Below are 14,329 nucleotides of genomic sequence, written 5' to 3'. Positions count from 1 at the left end.
TCCCATCTCCCCACACTTTCCACCCTCCCCACCCTCCCCGCGCCCGGGCCCCAAAATTGATGGGTATTCAACCAGAATTGATATTAGGGGTGACCGGGGGAGCCTCAACACCCATTCACCCCGAACGGGTGTATAATCTTACCGTAAAATGGCACTAAGTAGGGATAGATTGTCACATCTCCCACACCTTTTTATAGGGGTATGCCTATAGATTGATAGGGCTGAGTTATCTTAGTTGGGTAGGTCGTGACTTGTCGATCATCGCTAGGCAAACGGGCACTCCCCTGATCCTAAGTTAGGGTGTCCACATTAGCCTCTGGAGTCGGCGACAGTCGCTTCATTCAACATTTGTTTTTTTAAAATTACCTCAAACTACCTTGGAAAGGAGTCAGTCGTGGCAAGTCATAAAATCCTGGTAATCGATGATAGTACGGTAATCCGCAAGCGTGTCAAAGAGATGTTACCTCCGGGGTTTGAAGTCCTCGAAGCTAAAGATGGGGTGGAGGGAATTAATTTAATTTACCAGGAAGAACCTAACTTTATAATGTTAGATTTTATCCTGCCAAAAATGAGTGGATTTGAGATTTTTGATAAACTTCAAAGTGAGCCTAAATTACAAAGAATTCCTCTGGTATTAATGTCAGGTCGAAAAGAAGAGGTAACTGCTAAAATTAAAGAACCTTTTAAGTATTTTGCCTTTATTGAAAAGCCTTTTAATAAAAAGCAGCTGACGGACGCTATCAAAGAATCTATGCAAAAGGCTAAGAAGCGACCAGCAACTCCTGCACCACCAACAATTAGTGCAGCTACCGATCAGTCCTCAGTCGCATCAGCTCAAGAAATTGCACAGTTGAAGGCAAAGGTTGCCAAAATGCAGAAAGAAATTGATGCCTTGAAGAAACAATTAGGTCAGCTGGTGACCTTTATTAAGCAAAAGTTGAAGTAGTTTATGCAAGTATAAAGGATGAAGTATGTTCTTACTTCATCATTCATCCTTCACTAATTCTTAGTCCAATTACTCCAACTCACGGCGTCCTTCTAAGGCTCTAGCTAAGGTTACTTCATCTGCATATTCTAGGTCTCCCCCCATGGGTAAACCAAAGGCAATCCGGGTCACTTTGGTAAACGGCCTGATCAGTTGACCTATATATAGTGTGGTTGTCTCCCCTTCTACACTGGGATTGATGGCTAAAATGACTTCTTGAATCGTTTTCTGGCTGACTCGTTGTACAAGTTGCTGGATATGGAGTTGTTCTGGACCAATGCCATCCATGGGGGAGATCACTCCTCCCAGAACGTGGTATTTACCTCGGTACTCGCGGGTTTTTTCGATGGCAATCACATCCCTTGAGTCGGCAACTACACAGATAGTCTTCTTGTCCCGGTTGGAATTGCGGCAAATTTGGCAGACGGGTTCAGCAGACAAGTGAAAGCATACTCTACAGAAACCAACTTGTTGTTTGGCTTCCACCAACGCTTGCGCTAGGGCTTTGACTTCCGGTGTTGGACGCTTGAGGATATGAAGGGCTAGTCGTTGGGCAGTCTTTGGACCAACTCCAGGCAGGCGTTGTAGCTCTTCAATTAAGCGAGCGAGGGGGCGTGTGTAAACCATCTATTGACACTCCCCGCCCTTGAAGGACGGGGATTCTTTCTTCAAAGGGATTCCAACGAATTTACCCTCAGAAAGCATCTTGACCGTGTGTCCCACGGCTGCAAGTCCGCGCATAGCGACTACTTGAGCGGCTGCAACATCTCTACTGGTTGTGTAGCCGCAATCTTCGCAATGATGAACACGCTCAGCTAACGTCTTTTTCCCAGTTTCAGTTAAGCAGTTGGGACAGATCTGACTAGTCTTTTTGGAGTCTACTTTTTGAAAATAGACGCCACGCTTAAAACAACATTGCTCTAATATCTGGAAAAACTGTCCCCATCCTGCATCCAAGCAGTGCTTACCCAACATCCCTCTGGCCAACCCTTTAAGATTTAGATCTTCAACAAAGATCATTCCAGCCCAATCACAGAGATTATGAGCTAATTCCCAGTGGTAATCTTTTCTGACGTTAGCAATTCGTTCGTGTAACTTACTGACTTTCTTTTGTGCGAGCACACGGTTTCTACTTCCAATGCGCTTCCTACTTACCCTCTTTTGCAGCAATTTAAGCTTGCGTTCAAGGCGTTTGAAAGGGCGTGGATTAGGAAACAAAGCACCATTGCTAACAGCAACAAAATGTGAAATTCCGACATCAATCCCCAAGGCTTCTCCGTGAGGCATGACTTGGGGAACATCTACATCCCATGCTAGAGTGAGCATCACATACCAACCGGAGGATCTCTTGACTACTCTAGCTTGCTTGACTACAGCATCAGCGGGTATCTCCCGTGATTGCCTCATCTTCACCCAACCAATCTTGGGTAGTTTTACTCTGTTAGCTTCAAGGGGCTTGACTCCTAGTTGTGGAAAGACAAAAGACCGCATTTGTCCCTGCTTCTTAAAGCGAGGAAAGCCATGTCCTTGTTCCCACATACTTACAAAGGCTTTTTCTAACCTTTTGAGTGTTTGTTGCAAGACATGAACTTGAACAGCTCTTAATTCTTCAATAGCTTTTCTGGCAGCAGTTAAACCACGACACTGACTGGCATAAGTAGGACGTTTAGCATCGGCTGGGATAATGTATTCCCTAGGGAGAGAGCAGGCGTTAATTTGACAGCTACGAGACTTATACCAGTCCTTGCGTTCGACTAAAGCGTAGTTATAAACCTTGCGGCATTGCTCCAACCAGTCTTCAAATAAAGAGACTTGCTTGGCAGTTGGCTTCAGTTTAAACTCGTAGGTTAAATTAAACAATTGGCTTTCCTCCTTAAGCTCAGGATAACACATTTTTGAATAAAGGTGCAAGCGTTAGCTCAATAAGTGGGATGACATGCTCAAAGCCGCCCTAGAAGGGCGGGGCTTGAAACCCATTATTTTTGTTTGGTCAAGAATCGGGAATCGGGAGTAGAGAATCGGGAAAGTGTTCATGGACAATTTAGTGCTACTAGATCATGGGATTTTTAGAATCACAGTGGCAAAACAAAACATTAGAATCAGCTCAGCTATAAGATATATAGATCTAGATAGATCTGCGATCGCATTTTATCCGCCCCTATGAGTACAACCCCTGATTTCCTGAGCCACCTCAACCCTTCCCAACTTCAAGCCGTTGAACATTTCTGTGGTCCGTTGTTAGTTGTTGCTGGTGCCGGGTCTGGCAAAACCCGAGCCTTGACCTATCGCATTGCTAATCTGATTCTCAAACACAAGGTCTCACCAGAAAATATCTTGGCGGTGACGTTCACTAACAAAGCCGCACGGGAAATGAAAGGGCGGATTGAGCAAATATTTGCTCAGCAGCTGGCGCAACAGAAGTATGGTCAACGGTTGGAGCTTCTGCCAGAAGACCAACAAACCCAGTTGCGATCGCGTGTTTACAAAACTATCACCAAACCGTTGTGGATTGGCACCTTCCACAGTCTGTTTGCTAGGATTCTCCGGTTCGATATCAATAAATATCAAGATGAGCAGGGACGGAAGTGGAATCGGAACTTTTCCATCTTTGACGAATCCGATGCCCAGACCCTGGTTAAAACCATTGTCACTCAAACCTTAAATCTTGATGACCACAAATTTAACCCCCGTTCTGTGCGCTATGCCATCAGCAATGCCAAAAATCGCGGTTTTTCTCCCCAGGAATTTGAGCTACAACAGTCCAATTTCCGGGGACGAGTGATTGCTGATGTCTATAGCCACTACCAAGAGCAGTTAGCTGCTAACAATGCTTTGGACTTTGATGACCTCATCTTAGTGCCAATGAGGCTATTCCAACAGAATGAGTCGGTCTTAAGCTACTGGCATCAGCAATTTTATCACATTTTAGTGGATGAGTATCAAGATACCAATCGGATTCAGTATGAACTGATTCGCTTGTTGAGTACCAATGGCGAAACTCGAAAGAGTCAGTGGGATTGGCAGAATCGCTCAGTTTTTGTAGTAGGGGATGCAGACCAGTGTCAGCCACCAGGTACTCAAGTACTCACTACTGAAGGATATGTCCCAATCGAAGCACTAGATCCAAATCAACATCGGTTAGTCAGCTATAACCCTCATTCTTCCGCAGTAGTTGGCAGAGTCGAAGGTTATCGTTTCAACAAAGCCAGTCGTCCTTTTAGTGGCCATCTGATTGAGGTAACGGTTGATAGCCAAACTACTCGCTCCACACCAAACCATCGATGGCCAATCCGGTGGAATCAGCAAGCTAAGGACAAGACTCATGTTGTCTACCTAATCCGCCGAGGTCAGTGGTACCGAGTCGGATGGTGCAAGCTATTTAAAAGCGATGGTGGATTTCAGTTAGGCTATCGAGCCAGGGTTGACAAAGCAGATGCCGCTTGGATTCTGGTGACAACCGACAATCGGACAGAAGCTTCCTTCAAAGTTTCTTATATTGCCGCTCGCTATGGTATTCCCACTGCCCCGTTTGAACCAATTAATGGTGCCACTGAGTACACCCGTCAGATGCTGGAGCAGTTATTTAATGCCCTGGGTGATGTGTTACCAGAACGGGGGATTTCCTGTCTTCAAGACTTTGGACTCGACCCAAACTACCCGATTTACAGCCCTGATATTGCCTATCAAGGCGGACGGGGTAAAAGTACTATCGAGCTAGCAGCGATTAATTTATTACCAGAACTGATGGATATAGCTGTCTATCAGGGTGGCAAAACCGTGGCTTGGAAACCGATTAGGATTCAGCGTCAGGAATACAGTGGCTTGGTGTATAGCCTAGAGGTAGAGAAGCACCATGTCTACTTTAGCGATGGATTGCTTACTCATAACTCTATCTACAGTTTCCGAATGGCAGACTTCACCATCCTTCTGGGTTTTCAGCAAGACTTTGGTGACGGTTTAGCCGATCAAGATACTCGCACTATGGTCAAGCTAGAAGAAAACTATCGCTCTAGGGAAAATATTCTTCAAGCTGCTAACCACCTGATCGAAAATAATACCCAGCGGATTGATAAAGTTCTGCGAGCAACACGGGGTATCGGGGAAAAAATCTATTGTTATAGCGCTGATGACGAATTGGAAGAAGCTCAGTTTGTAGTCAGTAAAATTATCCAGCTAAAACGACAAAATCCAGAACTGGATGGAGGCAGTTTTGCTATTCTTTATCGTACTAATGCTCAATCCCGTGCCTTTGAAGATGTCTTGATCAGAGCCGATATTCTCTATACTGTAGTTGGTGGGTTCAAGTTCTATGACCGTAAAGAAATTAAAGATGCTCTGGCTTACCTAAGAGCGATCGCAAACCCATCCGATACTGTTAGTCTATTGCGCATTATCAATACTCCTCGACGAGGAATTGGACAAACTACCATTAACAATCTGGTCGCAGCTGCCCAAGAATTAGGAGTTCCCCTGTGGGAAATTATCAGTGATGAGACCTCAGTTCATACATTTGCTGGACGGTCAGCTAAAGCGGTAAAGAAATTTGCTCAGCTTATTTCTCAATGGCAGGAGCAATTGGAAGAGCGATCGGCATTAGAGATTCTCAAAGGGATTATGGAAGAGTCTGGTTATATTGGCGATTTAAGAAACAAAGGCACTGAAGAAGCTGAGAATCGATTGGAAAATATTGTGGAATTGTTTAATGCAGTGCTGCAATTTCAAGAAGAAAACGAAGAAACGAGCTTAGAAGGGTTTCTTGCTAATGCAACTCTAGCCTCTGACATGGATAACCTGGAAGAGGGGAAAAAAGCAGTTTCTTTAATGACCCTTCACTCTGCTAAAGGGCTAGAATTTCCCATTGTCTTTCTAGTCGGCCTAGAGCAAGGACTGTTTCCTCACAGTCGTAGTCTCAGAGATCCTGTAGCGTTGGAAGAAGAACGGCGTCTGTGTTATGTAGGGATTACTCGCGCTCAGGAACAACTGTTTTTATCCCATGCTCATGAGCGACGCTTTTATGGGAATCGGGAACCGGCTAACCGTTCTCAGTTTCTCAAGGAGTTACCCTCAGAGTTAATTGAGACTATGGTGGGAATGTTTTGATGGTCTCCTCGGTACTTGATACATAGCGCCTTCATAGGTAAGCATTCAGCCCTCAGCTGTCAGCTGTCAGCTTAAAATAAACCCGGCGTAGCGTAGGCTCTTCCCGTAGCGTGCGCCAATGCGCAATGGGCAAAGGGGAGAATTTAATATTGATAATTGATAGATTAATGAGAATTGAAAGTTTTCATAAAAGTCCTTGGTCAAGGCCAAAGCCTGATAGCTGATAGCTGATAGCTGAATGCTTGTCTTCATACTTGATATTACTTCATACTTCATCTTAGACAGATGCCTTGGCAATTTCCTCAAAGACTAACCCAATCCCTAGGAGCAATCATAATTCTCCTAGGTTGTATATTAGCAGTTGGCAAGCTACAGCAACCCCAACTCAATGCCCTTAAACAAAGCTCCAAAAACATCTCACCCGCAGACCTCCAGCGAGACGTAGAAGCAAAACAAGTGTATCTGAATCTGCTTCAGAGACTACCTACATTTGGCTTCGATAATATATTAGCTGACTGGGTATTTATGAATTTCCTTCAATACTTTGGTGATCAAGAGGCTCGCCAAATTACTAGCTATCAGCTTAGCCCAGAGTACTTTGACGTTATTATAAACCGAGACCCCAAATTTTTAACAGCCTATTTCTTTCTATCTAGCAGTAGTTCCTTATATGCAGGAATGCCAGAAAAATCGGTCGCCTTAATGGAAAAAGGACTCCAGTCACTATCCCCTAAAGTTCCTCCTAAATCTTATTATGTGTGGCGTTACAAAGGAATTGATGAATTATTATTTTTGGGTGACGCTAAAGCCGCCCAAGAATCCTTTGAAAAATCAGCAGATTGGGCAAGTAAATCCGCTGATGAAGAAAGTCAAAACATTGCTGAAATTTCCCGCAACACTGCTGAATTTATAAAGCGCAATCCTACTAGTAAGATAGCTCAAGTGAGTGCTTGGTCAATGGTTTTAAATAACTCCCCTGACCCTCGCACTAGCCAAATCGCCATTAGTAGAATTGAAGCCCTAGGTGGTAAAGTTATTATCACACCAGAAGGAGCAGTTACAATTAAAATGCCCCAGACAGATTAATAGTGTTTGTGGTTGAAGGTTAGAAGGTTTAAGGTTAGAAGGTTTAAGGTTAGAAGGTTTAAGGTTAGAAGGTTTAAGGTTAGAAGGTTTAAGGTTAGAAGGTTAGAAGGTTAGAAGGTTTAAGGTTAGAAGGTTAGAAGGTTAGAAGGTTAGAAGGTTAGAAGGTTGTTCGCGTAGCGTGGCCTTTTGGCCAAGGTTAGAAGGTTAGAAGGTTAGAAGGTTGTTCGCCTTTGGCCTTCGGTGTAGGGTAGGTTGAGGATTGTTCGCGTAGCGTGGCCTTTTGGCCAAGGTTGACGACTCGGAGATCGCCATTACCCATTACCCATTACCCATTACCCATTACCCATTACTAAAAAAACCACATTCATTTCTATCAACATGGCTATAAAATTGCTATTAGTAACTGATGAACTAATAAGCCTAGACTAAAACCTGTAAGAGAAACCCCACAGATAATCCAGAAAGCCTGCCATTCACCATATCCTTCTGTTTGAAGATCTAATCTGGTTAAGGCAGCAGCAGCAATCAGCACCAGAATACGGCTAGAATAATGAATCCAGCGCAGGATGATAACGGCTAGGAAAGAGCTGAAAATTACGGAAACAAAAGCTTTGGTATCAGATTTCATCCAAGTTCCGTACAATTTTCTAATCTGATACACTGGAGCAGTTATCGCCAAAGCCATTAACAAGATATAAACTGCTCCGATCAGCCAGAGCCATACCGATATATGAAATAAGGAAGGATGTGATGCTGATGTAGTGTGTTCTACCGTAATCAATTCCTGAAAGTCAACAGATATCATCCAGCCAAAAATACTATGGCTTAACAGAAGAATTGATAATGAAAACCAGGGCAGTTTTTTGATTAACCACATTTAATTTAAAGAATCCCACGACTAAAGTGCGTGGGATTTGAGGTCATTAATCATTAGTCTTTTATTAATTGTTAATGGCTAATTGTTAATGGTTACTTGTTAATTAACCATTAACAAGTAACCATATCCTATTATTAAATGACCAATGACTAATGACTAATCACAAATGACTTAGGAGGTCAGCTGTCAGCCGCCAGCCGTCAGCTGTCAGCTGAGGTAACAGAGATTAAACCAATGCTTACCTGTTTTATTCAAAAGCTGTTCACTGTAGCTTGCCCTATGCCCATAAGCTGATAGCTGATAGCTGATAGCTGATAGCTGATAGCTGATAGCTGATAGCTTACCTTAGGACTTAGGAGACATTGCTTGAATAATGTAATCGAAGTAGGGACCTGTCAGCTCAGCCTCCTCGTCGGTGAGGATTCCCAAAGATGCCTCTTTTAAGCAATTTATCGCTTCTGACATCCCTGCCATTGGCACACCTAGGGCATTATACATTTCTCTTGCCCCGATTATACCAATGTCTTCAATAGGTTTCTGATCACCAGCAAGCACACCATAGGTGACCAAGCGCAAGTACCATCCATAGTCCCGTAAACACTGATTTCGTTCACGCTGACCATAGGCATTGCCTCCTGGTGCTATGAAGTCAGGGCGTTTCTGCCACAGCTGACTACTGGCTTTTTGTACAATCTTTTTTTCATTTTCCGACAGGGTGGCAGCAATGCGCAATCGCTGCTCACCGGTTTGCAAAAAATCATTGATACTTTTGAGTTCACCAGAGCTGAGGTATCTCAGCTCGTCATCGGCATTGAGAATGACTTGACTAACTACACTCATGTTATTTGTTTATGGAGTTTTTTATTGAGTTACTCTGGCAACAAGTACCCAGCTAAATTAAAGATTTTAGCTCGGGACTTGTTCCCTGAACTTTTAATTAGTAGTTTACCGACTTTGGGTGACACAACGGAAGGGCATTGGGCATAATATCAACAAATAGAGCAAAAACGATGCATACTTGCTGTCATCAATATTTTTTTTACCCTATTTACCCATCATTTACATTCCCTTTAACTATCCTTTGCTCCCTCTTGCCATCTGTAGCTGGCAATCAAACAAAACTATCAGGATTTACGCAAAAACGGTATAAGTACTAGGGTACCTTAATAATACACCCTACAGGTAGCGAAGGGTGCGCCGATCTGAAGTGGTTTCTACCATGAGCGATGGACTTCGTCCCGCTTTCAGCGATCGCATCCGATTGCTCATGGTGGCCGAAGGCCTTTTTCCCTACTACTTAGTCCCTTTGCTATATGATACCAATTATGATAACTAATGAGTCCAGACCTGAGTGTTGGCAACAAGGTCAACTGATTGAGGTCATGATTACAGACCTCAGTGATAGTGGTGATGGCGTTGGACGGCTAGGAAATCGGGTGGTTTTTGTTCCGGATACTGTTACAGGGGATAAAGCTTTGGTGCGCCTGATTCGGGTCAAACCTAACTATGCCACTGGTAAGTTACACCAACTGTTGGTGGAATCTCCTAATCGTGTTCATCCCAGATGTATCGTGGCGGATAAGTGTGGTGGTTGCCAATGGCAGCATGTGAGCTGGGACTATCAGCAGTTGGCGAAGCAAAATCAGGTGATTCAAGCCCTCAAACGCATTGGTGGATTTAGCGAACCCACCGTAGCCCCAATCTTAACCACAGATTCTCCCTTGGGCTATCGCAACAAAGCGACCTATCCCCTTAAACGCTCAGCAACGGGTTCAGTTCAAGCGGGTTACTACCAAAAAGGTAGCCACCAGCTCATTAATCTTAATCAATGCCCCGTGCAAGACCAGCGCTTGAATCCCCTGCTAGGGGAAATTAAGCAGGATATTCAGCAATTGGGGTGGTCGATATACAACGAAAGCCGCCACCAAGGACGATTGCGTCACCTTTCGTTACAGATTGGACAACAGACTGGCGAGATGTTGCTGACCTTGGTCACAACGGATCTGAATTTAAAAGACTTGGATATCCAAGGGCAAACTTGGCTAAATCGTTATCCCCAACTGGTTGGTGTTTGTGTGAATCATAACCCCCACCGCAGTAATGTCATTTTTGGTTCCCAAACCTATTGTGTTGCAGGTCAGCCATACTTGAGGGAAAACTTTGCTGGTCTTGAGTTGCGGCTGCGACCAGATACGTTTTTCCAAGTTAATACTGAAGCGGCTGAGGTTTTGTTAAACCTAATCATTAAACAGCTAGCCCTGAAGGGGCATGAATGTGTAGTTGATGCTTACTGTGGCATTGGCACGTTTACTCTACCCCTTGCCCAACAGGTAAGCCAAGCTATCGGTATTGAAGTGCAAGCCGCATCAGTAGAGCAAGCTGAGCAAAATGCCTTGATCAATGGGATCACTAATGTGAAATTTCAGGCGGGATCAGTGGACCAGTTACTCCCCCAGTTGACTATAGCGCCAGATATTATCTTACTTGACCCACCCCGTAAGGGATGTTCTCCAGCAGTTATTGACATCCTCAGGCAAGTGGCACCAAAACGGATCGTTTATATTAGCTGTAACCCAGCTACCTTAGCACGAGACCTCAAACTCCTTTGCCTCAACGGTGACTACCAGTTAACCCACATCCAACCTGCTGACTTCTTTCCTCAAACCTCTCATGTTGAATGTGCTGCTTTTCTCGAGCACTGATATTGGCGTTGCCCAATTGTGGAACACCCAAGCATCATCCCTGATTGGTGATGGGCAATTGGTGATGGGGAATTGGTAGCTTACCCAACGGTGGCACGGGCATCTAAATAGTTTCTTTATGTATAGTCTTTATGTATAGTCTCAATTATCTACATCAATTATTTACCTATTTCACTGGTATTTCATGAGGAAACTACCCAGAAGGGTCTGGTCTGAGCGAAAATTTTCTGATACTATAGACGTAGGGAATCAGAAATACACTAAGGTTAGGGAAGATGAGTAACGCTAAATGGCTATTATAGCGCTGTTTAGGCATTTTTTCCATTGAGCTGATAGGTAAAGCAGCGACATTAGTGAAAAACCTATTGAACTACCTATTGAACTAATTAACAGAATAATTAACCATAGAGAGGTTGTAGTTTAGCTATGCCAGCAGGAATCTTCATGTCTGAATATAGAAGCCAACCTCAAGAAATCGAGAGTTCCTAGTCAGGTGGTTGCTAAGCACGATTCAGCCGTGTTTAGCGTTAACCCGATCAAAATCAGGCATCTAGCCTCCTATTATATCAAGTCCACCAAAAAAAAGCTAGGGGTTTCTTGAGTGATTGCCACATCTTTGAGTCCGGCTGAGTGCGGTTGGGAAACGGTTAGCTTTGCTTCTACCCTTTACCTTTGCCCGATCCTCGATTTGCTTCTTGAACAAATTCCCAATAAATGGCAACCGGAACTCCGGCTGGGATTACAAGAAGCGTTAGTGAATGCAGCAAAGCACGGTAATAATTTAGACCCAAGTAAGACCGTAGAGGTTCAATTTTCAGTAGTCAATGGTGAATATTGGTGGGTAATTTCAGATGAAGGGTCTGGTTTTACCCATGGTGATGACCAAGAGAGTCCCGAGGTTAGCCTACCCTGCGATGAATCAGAAAGCGGTAGAGGCATGAGCCTGCTTCACCAAATTTTCGATAAAGTCCTCTGGAACAACCAGGGAACAGAAATTAGGCTTTGTAAACAAGTGAAGCATCCCTCTAAGCGCCCTCTATTTTCCTAAGCCCCTATTTCCCTAAGGGTGGCGTTTCCCATGAGTTGGACAAGGGGGAGCTGAAATAGAGCGGTCTAGCCATCCAGAGGCTTGGCGCAATCGTTCAAGGGCTTCTTCTGGATGATCATTGAGCAGAAATACCAAAGCAGCAGCAGCCTGCTCACTGGCTCGGGCGGAGCGATTAGACTTGAGGCGATGCCAATCATTGGGTCTGATCGCCAAACGTTCTGCTAAGGCTTGAGCCAATTCCAGAGTGCTAGGTTCCATCTTAGCATCAGTTTTGGTGAATTGGATGGATTCAGGCATTGTTTTTTGAGTGCTGAGTGGGGGAGTGTGTCAGTGCTTACCAACTCCCAACTATTTTAACCTAGGATTTAAGATTGTTATATGCCTCCAGAATCGTTTCATTCATCTTACCGTGATTCACGAAAAAATAGACAGGATCAACAAGATGTGAATGAGTTTGAAGAGGAATTGGCAGAAATAGAGCGATCGCTTAATACTCTCAAGACACGTTATACTCAGGTGCAGCGGGATCAGCGACAGCAAGCTCAACTCCAGGAGCGTCGAGAGCAAGTTAGGAAAGACTTGCGCAAGACTAAACGTAATAATACTAAAACTAATAATACTAATAGTAATCGACAAGCCCTAAAGGCTGAGTTAAGGCAAATTCAGGAACAACTGGAAGTCCTGGAGCTGAATTTAGAGAGTCAGTTGTTTTCTTGGCACAGTCTACAGGAACCGTTTTGGCATGGGGTGCGGTTTGGGGGATTGGGGTTGGTGATTGGTTGGATACTTAAGTCTTGTGTTAGTTAGTTAGTTGTTGACGGTTGTTCTTGTGTGCCTAAAGCCTAATTCCTAATCCTCGAATCGAATAATCCAATAACTCTATCGGATGCATTAAGGTAATGTCTTTTCCTTGCAGCTGCAAATGCTTCTTGATCTGTAACGAACACCCTGGATTTGGGGAAGCAATCAACTCTGCGCCAGTATTTAATAAATTATTAACCTTCTGCTGTCCCAGCTCATCGGCTACTTCCGGTTGCAGCATGTTGTAAACTCCAGCACTACCGCAACACAAGGCGGCATCCATCGGTTCCTTTAAGGTCACTCCTGGAATTTGCCGCAATAACTGTCTCGGTTGTACACTAATTTTCTGTCCATGTAATAGGTGACAAGCATCCTGATAGACAATAGTTAATGGCTCATCCCTAAGCGGTGAAAGGGTTGCAGTTAGTCCTACACTAGCTATAAACTCCTGGGCATCCCTGACCTTACCTGCAAATTCTTGAGCTTTTTGAGCATACTCGGGGTCATCTTCCAGGATGTGACCATACTCCTTCAAGGTATGACCACAGCCAGCAGCATTAATAATGATGGCATCAACTTCTGTGCCCTCAAAGCTATCTATCATCTGTCGTGCCAAGGCTTGAGCTTGGTCAGTTTGTCCTTGGTGTTCTGGCAAAGCGGCACAACAGCCCTGAGTTTTGGGAATCACCACTTCACAGCCATTGGCGGTTAACACCCGCACCGTTGCTTGATTCACTGAGGAGAAAAACAACCGTTGCACACAGCCAAGTATTACTCCTATCCGGTAACGCTTCTTGCCCACAGGGGGAATGACATCGGGTAAATTATCCCGAAAGGAATCTAGAGTAACCTTTGGTAGCATTGACTCCATGGCTGCTAAGCGAGGAGATAGCAGTTTGAGCCAATTCGTAGAGCGCACTAGTTTCTGCACGCCCAAGGTCTGGTACAGATACAAAGGAAACAATAATGAACGCAATCGCCCCGGATAGGGAAACAAGCTAAAGATTAGCTGTCTAAACAGCGAATCTGGAAAACTACGAGGCTGATTTCGTTGAACTTGATGACGAGTGGCGGAGATTAGTTTATCGTACTCAACCCCAGATGGACAAGTTGTCACACAAGCCAAACATCCTAAACAAGAATCGAAATGTTGTGTACTCCCCTCGGCCAGGGGAGCTTCCCCTTGACTAATTGCATTCATTAAATAGATCCGACCCCGAGGGGAATCCATCTCTTTCCCAAGCACCCGGTAACTTGGACAGGTGGAAAGACAAAAGCCACAATGAACGCAGGCATCAATCAATTCTTGCTTGGGCGGTTTTTGAGCATCAAAACCCTTTTGCTTATTCGTTGTTAGTTCTTGGATATTGGTCATTGTTTAAAGGTTGGAAGGTTGAAGGTTGAAGGTTGAAGGTTGAAGGTTGGAATGTTGAAGGTTGGAAGGTTGAAGGTTGAAGGTTGGAATGTTGAAGGTTGAAGGTTGGAAGGTTGAAGGTTGAAGCTTTAAGGTTGAATGGTAATTGGTTAAAGGCTAATTGGTAATTGATGATTGATATAGCGTTTATGATAGTTATATGATACTTTCAAGTTTTTTACCCCGACTCCCGACTCCCGACTCCCGACTCCCGACTCCCGACTCCCGACTCCCGCCTCCCGACTCCCGACTCCCGACTCCCGACTCCCGACTCCCAACTCCCGACTCCCGACAGACCGGAAGCGCCCACCTCTGA

The 14,329-nt window shown here is 44.4% G+C and carries 15 protein-coding genes; 8 read left to right on the top strand and 7 right to left on the bottom strand.

All coding sequences use genetic code 11. The features are described from left to right. Nucleotides 1–394 precede the first annotated feature (394 nt). Nucleotides 395–946 (top strand): response regulator, encoded by a 552-nt coding sequence (locus tag F6K63_RS30520; protein WP_008188012.1) that lies wholly within the window; start codon nt 395–397, stop codon nt 944–946. A gap of 69 nt (nt 947–1,015) precedes the next feature. On the opposite strand, the gene recR is transcribed toward F6K63_RS30520, so the two are convergent. Together recR and F6K63_RS30510 are read right to left on the bottom strand one after the other, a co-directional pair. Further along, nucleotides 1,016–1,612: a recombination mediator RecR gene (gene recR, locus F6K63_RS30515; RefSeq protein WP_287314052.1), complete on the bottom strand. Its 597-nt coding sequence runs from the start codon at nt 1,610–1,612 to the stop codon at nt 1,016–1,018. Beyond that, nucleotides 1,613–2,845 carry an RNA-guided endonuclease InsQ/TnpB family protein gene (locus F6K63_RS30510; RefSeq protein ID WP_287296277.1) on the bottom strand — a complete coding sequence of 411 codons (1,233 nt, stop codon included), beginning with the start codon at nt 2,843–2,845 and terminating at the stop codon, nt 1,613–1,615. A 300-nt stretch (nt 2,846–3,145) separates the two neighbouring features. Here F6K63_RS30510 and F6K63_RS30505 point away from each other — a divergent pair, with 300 nt between their 5' ends. Beyond that, nucleotides 3,146–6,085: a UvrD-helicase domain-containing protein gene (locus F6K63_RS30505; protein WP_287314050.1), complete on the top strand. Its 2,940-nt coding sequence runs from the start codon at nt 3,146–3,148 to the stop codon at nt 6,083–6,085. A 285-nt stretch (nt 6,086–6,370) separates the two neighbouring features. After that, on the top strand, nt 6,371–7,171 hold the full coding sequence (locus F6K63_RS30500; RefSeq protein ID WP_287314049.1) for a hypothetical protein: 801 nt from the start codon (nt 6,371–6,373) through the stop codon (nt 7,169–7,171). A 196-nt stretch (nt 7,172–7,367) separates the two neighbouring features. Here F6K63_RS30500 and F6K63_RS30495 read toward each other — a convergent pair whose 3' ends face one another. From F6K63_RS30495 to F6K63_RS30485, 3 genes are all read right to left on the bottom strand, one after another. After that, a complete protein-coding gene (locus tag F6K63_RS30495; protein WP_267875706.1) occupies nt 7,368–7,490 on the bottom strand; it encodes a hypothetical protein in 123 nt (40 codons plus the stop codon). Nucleotides 7,491–7,553: 63 nt separating this feature from the next. After that, on the bottom strand, nt 7,554–8,048 hold the full coding sequence (locus F6K63_RS30490; protein ID WP_287314047.1) for a hypothetical protein: 495 nt from the start codon (nt 8,046–8,048) through the stop codon (nt 7,554–7,556). A gap of 345 nt (nt 8,049–8,393) precedes the next feature. Next, complete coding sequence (locus tag F6K63_RS30485) at nt 8,394–8,888, bottom strand: allophycocyanin subunit alpha-B (RefSeq protein WP_287314046.1); 495 nt, start codon at nt 8,886–8,888, stop codon at nt 8,394–8,396. A gap of 352 nt (nt 8,889–9,240) precedes the next feature. Between F6K63_RS30485 and F6K63_RS30480 the strand changes: the two genes are divergently transcribed. The 3 genes from F6K63_RS30480 to F6K63_RS30470 all read left to right on the top strand — a co-directional run bounded on the left by F6K63_RS30480 (nt 9,241) and on the right by F6K63_RS30470 (nt 11,798). Beyond that, entirely contained in the window at nt 9,241–9,384 is a 144-nt protein-coding gene (locus F6K63_RS30480; protein ID WP_287314045.1) for a hypothetical protein, read from the top strand. Then, nucleotides 9,374–10,750: a 23S rRNA (uracil(1939)-C(5))-methyltransferase RlmD gene (rlmD, locus tag F6K63_RS30475; protein ID WP_287314043.1), complete on the top strand. Its 1,377-nt coding sequence runs from the start codon at nt 9,374–9,376 to the stop codon at nt 10,748–10,750. The genes F6K63_RS30480 and rlmD overlap by 11 nt, the downstream gene beginning before the upstream one ends. 601 nt (nt 10,751–11,351) lie before the next feature. Then, nucleotides 11,352–11,798 (top strand): ATP-binding protein, encoded by a 447-nt coding sequence (locus F6K63_RS30470; protein WP_008188003.1) that lies wholly within the window; start codon nt 11,352–11,354, stop codon nt 11,796–11,798. 12 nt (nt 11,799–11,810) lie between these two features. Here the strand turns inward: F6K63_RS30470 and F6K63_RS30465 are convergent, their stop codons facing one another. Then, nucleotides 11,811–12,095: a DUF6439 family protein gene (locus tag F6K63_RS30465; protein WP_008188002.1), complete on the bottom strand. Its 285-nt coding sequence runs from the start codon at nt 12,093–12,095 to the stop codon at nt 11,811–11,813. Between the two features lie 81 nt (nt 12,096–12,176). Here F6K63_RS30465 and F6K63_RS30460 point away from each other — a divergent pair, with 81 nt between their 5' ends. Further along, the gene (locus F6K63_RS30460; protein WP_008188001.1) at nt 12,177–12,605 is read left to right on the top strand and encodes a sll0565 family protein; all 429 of its coding nucleotides are present in this window, start codon (nt 12,177–12,179) and stop codon (nt 12,603–12,605) included. Between the two features lie 28 nt (nt 12,606–12,633). On the opposite strand, the gene F6K63_RS30455 is transcribed toward F6K63_RS30460, so the two are convergent. Beyond that, the gene (locus F6K63_RS30455) at nt 12,634–13,974 is read right to left on the bottom strand and encodes a (Fe-S)-binding protein (protein WP_287294513.1); all 1,341 of its coding nucleotides are present in this window, start codon (nt 13,972–13,974) and stop codon (nt 12,634–12,636) included. A 199-nt stretch (nt 13,975–14,173) separates the two neighbouring features. On the opposite strand from F6K63_RS30455, the gene F6K63_RS30450 reads away from it, so the two are divergent. Next, the gene (locus F6K63_RS30450; protein WP_287314042.1) at nt 14,174–14,329 is read left to right on the top strand and encodes a hypothetical protein; all 156 of its coding nucleotides are present in this window, start codon (nt 14,174–14,176) and stop codon (nt 14,327–14,329) included.

Origin of the sequence: Moorena sp. SIO1G6 (assembly GCF_010672795.1) — a bacterium.
Taxonomy (GTDB): domain Bacteria; phylum Cyanobacteriota; class Cyanobacteriia; order Cyanobacteriales; family Coleofasciculaceae; genus Moorena; species Moorena producens.
This window is presented reverse-complemented; position numbering and strand designations above follow the sequence as displayed.